5 protein-coding genes are annotated in these 6748 nt (G+C 51.2%); 4 read left to right on the plus strand and 1 reads right to left on the minus strand.

What is annotated here, in order from left to right; genetic code table 11:
• Positions 1-104 precede the first annotated feature (104 nt).
• On the plus strand, positions 105-407 hold the full coding sequence (locus tag EFER_RS22700) for a type II toxin-antitoxin system RelE/ParE family toxin (RefSeq protein WP_002431667.1): 303 nt from the start codon (positions 105-107) through the stop codon (positions 405-407).
• 35 nt (positions 408-442) lie between these two features.
• A complete protein-coding gene (locus tag EFER_RS02830; RefSeq protein ID WP_000806441.1) occupies positions 443-784 on the plus strand; it encodes a HigA family addiction module antitoxin in 342 nt (113 codons plus the stop codon).
• A 113-nt stretch (positions 785-897) separates the two neighbouring features.
• Here the strand turns inward: EFER_RS02830 and copA are convergent, their stop codons facing one another.
• Positions 898-3402 (minus strand): copper-exporting P-type ATPase CopA, encoded by a 2505-nt coding sequence (gene copA, locus EFER_RS02835; RefSeq protein WP_000083966.1) that lies wholly within the window; start codon positions 3400-3402, stop codon positions 898-900.
• A gap of 306 nt (positions 3403-3708) precedes the next feature.
• Here copA and EFER_RS02840 point away from each other — a divergent pair, with 306 nt between their 5' ends.
• Together EFER_RS02840 and EFER_RS02845 are read left to right on the plus strand one after the other, a co-directional pair.
• Positions 3709-4998: an APC family permease gene (locus EFER_RS02840; protein ID WP_000102764.1), complete on the plus strand. Its 1290-nt coding sequence runs from the start codon at positions 3709-3711 to the stop codon at positions 4996-4998.
• A gap of 346 nt (positions 4999-5344) precedes the next feature.
• Positions 5345-6700, plus strand: coding sequence for a TolC family outer membrane protein (locus EFER_RS02845; RefSeq protein WP_001196206.1), 1356 nt, complete (start codon positions 5345-5347; stop codon positions 6698-6700).
• Positions 6701-6748 lie beyond the last annotated feature (48 nt).

The raw sequence follows: 6748 nt of genomic DNA on the forward strand, positions 1-6748 counted from the left end.
AGCGCGCAGGGAGGGATGGCGCAAATGGAGTTGATTATTGCACTTGCGCACAGTGCTTGTGTGCATTAAAATGATTAAATAATGGACAAAGAGATGACAATGGAATGGCTCAAAAGAATAATATAAGGAGTTTTCGTGATGCCTGGCTGGCTGATTTTTTTGTCCACTCAACGCCACATAGAAAGATTCCTGCTGAAATCCATACCACATTATCAAGAAAATTGGACATCATTAATGCTGCCACTTCTCATCGGGATTTACGCTCCCCTCCGGGGAACCGATACGAAGAGTTATCCGGGAAATTACAGGAATACTCCTCCATTAGAGTGAATAAACAGTACCGACTGATATTTAAATGGGTTAATGGCAAGGCCGAAGAATTGTATTTAGATCCACACAACTACTAAAACATAGCTGTCGTATTGACGAGAAAGGTAAAACCATGAAACAGGCAACAAGAAAACCGACGACACCCGGAGATATTCTTCTCTATGAATATCTGGAGCCGCTCGATTTGAAAATCAATGAGTTAGCAGAGTTGCTGCATGTTCATCGTAATAGCGTCAGTGCACTGATCAATAACAATCGTAAACTCACAACTGAAATGGCGTTTCGTCTGGCTAAAGTTTTTGATACCACAGTCGATTTTTGGCTAAACCTCCAGGCGGCGGTTGATCTTTGGGAAGTTGAAAACAACATGCGTACACAAGAAGAATTGGGACGGATTGAAACAGTGGCTGACTATTTGGCTCGCCGTGAAGAGCGTGCAAAGAATGTTGCGTAAGGCCAAAACATCGCTTCATCTCGTAGGCCGGATAAGGCGTTTACGCCGCATCCGGCAGTCATGCGTCGATGCCAAATGCGCCGCCCTAAAGCAGCGCATCCGCAATGACTTACTTATTCCTTCGGTTTAAATCGTAGCAACCGGTTGGCGTTACTCACTACGGTAATCGACGAGAGTGCCATTGCTGCACCGGCAACCACAGGATTAAGCAGGGTTCCAGTGAACGGCCACAAAATACCGGCGGCAACCGGAATACCAATGCTGTTATAGATAAACGCGCCGAGCAGGTTCTGCTTCATGTTGCGCAGCGTTGCGCGGGAAATAGCGAGCGCATCCGCAACACCCATCAGGCTATGGCGCATCAGGGTAATCGCCGCGGTTTCAATGGCAACATCGCTGCCGCCCCCCATCGCAATACCGACATCCGCCTGGGCCAGTGCTGGCGCGTCGTTAATGCCGTCACCCACCATTGCCACCTGACGTCCTTCACTTTGCAGACGTTTGATCGCTTCGGCTTTACCGTCTGGCAGCACCCCGGCTATCACCTCATCAATCCCTGCTTCTTTGGCGATCGCATTGGCGGTGGTCGGGTTATCCCCGGTTAGCATCACCAGACGATATCCCGCTTTATGCAGACGTTGTAGCGCCGTCACGCTATCACTACGCAACGGATCTCGTACTGCCAACAGGGCCACCGCTTTCCCGTCAATCGCCAGCAGCACAGGCGTTGCCCCTTGCGATGCCTGAGCTGAAATATCTGCTTCAATCGCTTTAGTATCGACTTGCTGGTCATTTAACAGCGCCTGATTACCCAGCAACAACGCATGACCTTCTGCTTCACCGCTCACGCCCAGCCCACGCAATGTACGGAAGCCGTTGACCTGCGGCAGTTGCATATCGCCTGCTTTATCGAGGATCGCCCGTGCCAGCGGATGGCTGGAACCTTTTTCCAGTGCCGCCGCCAGACGCAGCGCCTGCGCTTCGTCAACATCAGCAAATGTTTTCACTGCGACAACCTGCGGCTTCCCTTCCGTCAGTGTCCCAGTTTTATCGAACACTACGGTATCGAGCGTACTGGCGCGTTGCAACGCGTCGGCGTCCCGCACCAGCACACCAAATTCAGCCGCACGCCCGACGCCGGAAATAATCGACATTGGCGTTGCCAGCCCCAGCGCACACGGGCAGGCGATAATCAGTACCGTGGTGGCAATCACCAGGGTATAAACAATTTGCGGTGCCGGACCAAAGAAGTACCAGATTGCCGCACTGACCAGCGCAATCACCACCACCACCGGCACAAATACGGCAGAGATTTTATCCGCCAGCTGGCCGATTTCCGGTTTACTGCTCTGGGCCTGGCGCACCATGCGAATGATCCGTGACAGCGTAGTATGGCTGCCAACCGCACTGGCACGAAATAGCACGCTACCGTCCTGCACCACGGTCCCGGCATGGACGCTATCGCCTTCGCCTTTTTGCTGTGGGATAGGTTCGCCCGTCAGCATCGCTTCATCCAGCCACGCTTCGCCCTGGGTGATTTCACCATCTACCGGCACGCGGTCGCCCGTCGTCAGGCGCAGTAACATACCAGGCTGAACATCTGCCAGCGGCACGCTTTTTTCACCTTCTTCAGTGACCAGGCGTGCCGTCGGCGGGGTTAAATCGAGTAATTTCTCCAGCGCCTTTGAAGAACGCTGACGCGCGCGCGCTTCCAGCATATGGCCGAGATTAATCAGACCGATAATCATCGCGCTGGCTTCGTAATAAAGATGTCGCGCTTCCATGGGGAACCACTGCGGCCACAGGTTGACGCTCATTGAATAGAGCCACGCCACGCCAGTACCCAGCGCCACCAGCGTATCCATCGTCGCCGCGCCGTTCAGCAGGCTTTTCCATGCACTGCGGTAAAAATGCCCGCCGGCGAAAACCATTACCGCCAGCGTTATCAGGCCGATAACTAACCACAGACTGCGGTTGTCGGCGGTGACCATCATGTTATCGCCGATCATCCCCCAGACCATCACCGGGATACCCACCGCCAGTGCGACAATTGCCTGCCAGCGGAAGCGCTTCATGGTAGCGACGGCGGTTTCTTGCTGGCGCTCGCGGCGTTTAGCGTCATCTTCAATCGCTTCCGCGCCGTAGCCCGCTTTCTCCACCGCTTGCACTAAATCTTGTGGGGAGGCACTGCCCATCACCAGCGCAGTACGCTCCGCCAGGTTTACCCGTGCCTGAGTGACGCCCGGTACGCTTTGCAGGGCATTTTGTACGCGGGTGACACAGCTGGCGCAGCTCATGCCGCTCAACAGCAACTGCTGGCTGTCATCGTCATCGGCGGTCGCTGCCGGAAGCGCCTCAGAAACCGCTGTCAGTGCTTCCGACGGGATTGATGACTCCGCCAGCGGTTTAGCCTTTGGGTGGCTTACAGATGCGTCATAACCCGCTTGTTTGATGGTTTCGATCAGCTGTTCTGCACTGGCAGTACCGGTAACGTGTGCTTCAGTGATAGACACATCCGCCTGCTCAACGTCCGGGCGCTGTTCGAGACTTTCTTTCACGCGTTTAACGCAGTGACCGCAGGACAGGCCGTCCAGGGTCAGGTCGATAGTTTGTGACATAACGTACTCCTTTAAGACAGTGTTGACTGACTGTGTTAAAGGTTAAACCTTCCAGCAAGGGGAAGGTCAAGAAATTAATTTGGTAGTGGAAAAATAACGTTTCGGTATATCAATATCAGAGCAAAATATATTGCCATTAGATAATTATCTCATTGTTTTATATTATTTTATTTCATTTTTAATTTTGGTGCTAAGTTAAATCTTAATGCCTGTCACTGGCAGTACAGATAGTCGGATACTCAGGCAATTATTGGTGGCATCGGTCGCTAAACAGCCAGGTGGTAACTTGTTTAAGGACTGAAGACGATGAGCACGGAAAGAAATAACACAGGTAAAACTCTCGGTTTGTGGAATGTCGTTTCCATTGGTATTGGGGCGATGGTGGGGGCGGGGATCTTTGCGTTGTTGGGACAAGCAGCGTTGTTGATGGAAGCCTCAACATGGGTTGCGTTTGCCTTCGGCGGTATCGTGGCAATGTTTTCCGGCTACGCCTATGCCCGGCTTGGGGCGAGCTATCCCAGTAACGGCGGTATTATCGATTTTTTTCGCAGAGGATTAGGCAACGGTGTCTTTTCGCTGGCGCTCTCGTTGCTTTATCTGATGACACTGGCTGTCAGTATCGCCATGGTTGCCAGAGCATTCGGGGCTTACGCTGCGCAACTCCTGCATGAAGGAAGCCAGGATGAGCATCTGATTCTGCTTTATGCACTGGCGATTATCGCGCTGATGACGCTTTTCAACTCTTTAAGCAACCATGCGGTTGGTCGGCTGGAAGTGATCCTCGTTGGTATCAAAATGATGATCCTGCTGCTGTTGATCATTGCGGGCGTCTGGTCGCTGCAACCTGCGCATATTTCCGTTTCCGCGCCTCCCAGTTCCGGCGCGTTCTTTTCCTGTATCGGGATTACCTTCCTCGCCTATGCAGGTTTTGGCATGATGGCGAACGCGGCAGATAAAGTGAAAGATCCGGCGGTCATTATGCCGCGAGCATTTTTACTGGCGATAGGCGTTACCACCTTGCTCTATATTTCCCTGGCACTGGTACTACTTAGCGACGTTTCAGCTCTGGAACTGGAAAAATATGCTGATACTGCCGTAGCGCAAGCAGCTTCACCGCTTCTCGGACACGTGGGTTATGTGATTGTGGTCATTGGCGCCTTGTTAGCAACGGCATCCGCCATTAACGCCAACCTGTTTGCCGTGTTCAATATCATGGATAACATGGGTAGCGAGCGCGAACTGCCAAAAATTTTCAATAAATCGCTGTGGCGGCAGAGTACCTGGGGCAACATCATCGTGGTGGTGTTGATCATGCTGATGACGGCAGCGCTTAACCTGGGTTCACTGGCCAGTGTCGCCAGTGCCACCTTTTTGATCTGCTACCTCGCCGTTTTCGTTGTGGCAATCCGTCTGCGTCATGATATCCACGCCTCGTTGCCAATTCTTCTCGTTGGTATGCTGGTCATGCTGCTGGTGATTATTGGCTTTATCTACAGTTTGTGGTCTCAGGGGAGTAGCGCGCTGATGTGGATTATTGGCGCACTGTTACTGAGTATGATCGTGGCTATGGTAATGAAACGTAATAAAACAGACTGAACCCTTCCTTCGCGCAGTGTAAAATGCACTGCGCTCTACTATTTCCCTGCTTTAATTAAAAATCTCTTTCTTTATAACGTTAATAAATAAGTCACAATTAAATGATATATACCGCTTAAATCTGTGATTTTCATCACCTCCTGCCCTGGATTATTCTTAATGCGAATGATGGCAATCTAAAAGGCGTAGTGTAATCTTAAAAAACAACGTATAAATTTTCACAGCATTTCTTTTCAGGATAACGTGGTGAACAAAAGAAATGTGCAAGTTATTGGCCTTCTTTATTAAAAAGAGGTTGGTTATAAAAACCAACTAAAATAAGGACCTGGAAGGAAGTGACTTAACTATGGCGCTATTACATATTAAAAACCGTAAAAATAAAGGTCTTATTTTTTTAATGGGTTGTATTGTCATGGGGAAAAACACACTTGCTGCGCCATTACCGCAATGGGCGAATGCTCCTGCGGTTACGCCTGTTGCCAGTTTATCCTTACAGGAAAGCATATTGCGCGCCTTTGCGCGCAACCCCGACGTCACCCAACAGGCGGCGCAGATAGGTATTGGCGAAGCGCAAATCGATGAAGCCAAAAGTGCCTGGTATCCACACGTTGGATTAACCGGCAACGCGGGGCCGTCCCGGCAAACGGACTCCAGCGGCAGGCTGGATAACAACGTCTCTTATGGCATAACCCTGACGCAGCTGGTGTATGACTTCGGTAAAACAGATAACGATATCAAACTACAAACCGCCGCACGCGACAGCTACCGTTTTAAACTGATGGCAACCTTAACTGACGTAGCCGAAAAGACGGCGACGACCTATATGGAAGTGAGCCGATATCAGGCGTTGTGTGACGCTGCGCAGCGTAATATCAACTCGCTGGAAAACGTCTACAACATGGCGGCACTGCGCGCCAACGCCGGGCTTAACTCATCATCCGATGAATTACAGGCACAGACGCGTATAGCGGCAATGCGCTCGACGCTGGAGCAATACCAGGCGCAAATGGCAAGCGCCAAAGCGCAACTGGCGGTGCTCACTGGTGTACAGCCGGAGAGGATAGCCGCGCCACCTGCTGAATTAGCCGAGCAGCCAGTGTCGCTAAAAAATATTGATTACCAGTCCATACCGCTGGTGCTGGCTGCTGAAAACTTACGCCAGTCTGCCCAGTACGGCGTGGAGAAAACCAAATCGCAATACTGGCCGACGCTCAGTATTCAGGGCGGCAAAACGCGCTACCAGACCAGCGACCGCTCGTACTGGGATGACCAGTTACAACTGAACGTCAACGCGCCGTTGTATCAGGGCGGCGCGGTTTCAGCCCAGGTGCAACAGGCCGAAGGGCAACAAAAAATCTCTGCCTCGCAGGTTGAGCAGGCGAAATTAGATGTTATGCAACGGGCGTCGGTGGCGTATGCCAACTGGACTGGGGCACGGGGACGTGAAGAGGCCGGTTTAGCGCAATCCGAAAGTGCGCACAGAACGCGGGATGTTTATCAGAATGAATATAAATTGGGTAACCGAAGCCTGAACGATCTATTAACCGTCGAGCAAGATGTTTTTCAGGCGCAATCGGCTGAAATAAATGCCAATTATGATGGCTGGGTCGCCGCAGTGAATTATGCCGCTGCGGTAAATAACCTTATTCCATTAGCGGGAATTAAACAGGGCTTATACAACGACTTACCCGACTTGAAATAATCCTGCCATTATTAATATCAGGTATGCATCGTTGTTAAGTGATTACCT

The organism is Escherichia fergusonii ATCC 35469 (assembly GCF_000026225.1).
Taxonomy (GTDB): Bacteria; Pseudomonadota; Gammaproteobacteria; order Enterobacterales; family Enterobacteriaceae; genus Escherichia; species Escherichia fergusonii.

What these genes read in the sequence shown, in the direction of transcription:
- EFER_RS22700 (WP_002431667.1), top strand. Translation starts at nt 105, where the DNA reads ATGGCTCAAAAGAATAATATAAGGAGTTTTCGTGATGCCTGGCTGGCT.
- EFER_RS02830 (WP_000806441.1), top strand. Translation starts at nt 443, where the DNA reads ATGAAACAGGCAACAAGAAAACCGACGACACCCGGAGATATTCTTCTC.
- copA (WP_000083966.1), bottom strand. Translation starts at nt 3,402, where the DNA reads ATGTCACAAACTATCGACCTGACCCTGGACGGCCTGTCCTGCGGTCAC.
- EFER_RS02840 (WP_000102764.1), top strand. Translation starts at nt 3,709, where the DNA reads ATGAGCACGGAAAGAAATAACACAGGTAAAACTCTCGGTTTGTGGAAT.
- EFER_RS02845 (WP_001196206.1), top strand. Translation starts at nt 5,345, where the DNA reads ATGGCGCTATTACATATTAAAAACCGTAAAAATAAAGGTCTTATTTTT.